We start from the raw sequence: 384 nt of genomic DNA, 5'->3' as shown, positions 1-384 counted from the left end.
GCTGCTAATATTATGATTAGTTCGCTGATGCCGTTAGTGCCAGGTGTACCATTAACAAATTCATTACGAGAAATTATTGATCGTGACATTTTATCTGGTCTTGTTCGTGGTGTGGATGCAATTATGATTGCTGGTTCAATTGGAATTGGTGCCATTGTCGGTAGCTTTATTGCCCATATAATGACGGGAGGCCTATAAGTGGAACTTGTCTTAGGATTTATTTTCAGTTTTCTATCAACAGTCGGTTTCGGCATTATTACTAATGTGCCCCGACGTGTCTTATTTCTAGCTGGTGTGACTGGTGCTTGTGGTTGGACAGTTTATTTACTGACCGTTCAAGTAACCGGCAATATCATTTTACAAAATTTTTTGGCGGCGCTAACC

Annotated in this window: 2 protein-coding genes; both read left to right on the top strand. The window is 40.4% G+C overall.

The features are described from left to right. Nucleotides 1-198: threonine/serine exporter family protein (locus CP370_RS09520; RefSeq protein ID WP_143467912.1), on the top strand; the 198-nt coding region annotated here is incomplete at its 5' end. Continuing rightward, nucleotides 199-384 (top strand): threonine/serine exporter family protein (locus CP370_RS09515; RefSeq protein WP_143467911.1); only part of this gene is annotated, 186 nt, incomplete at its 3' end.

The organism is Lactobacillus sp. UMNPBX19 (genome assembly GCF_002553805.1).
Classification (GTDB): domain Bacteria; phylum Bacillota; class Bacilli; order Lactobacillales; family Lactobacillaceae; genus Lactobacillus.
This window is presented reverse-complemented; position numbering and strand designations above follow the sequence as displayed.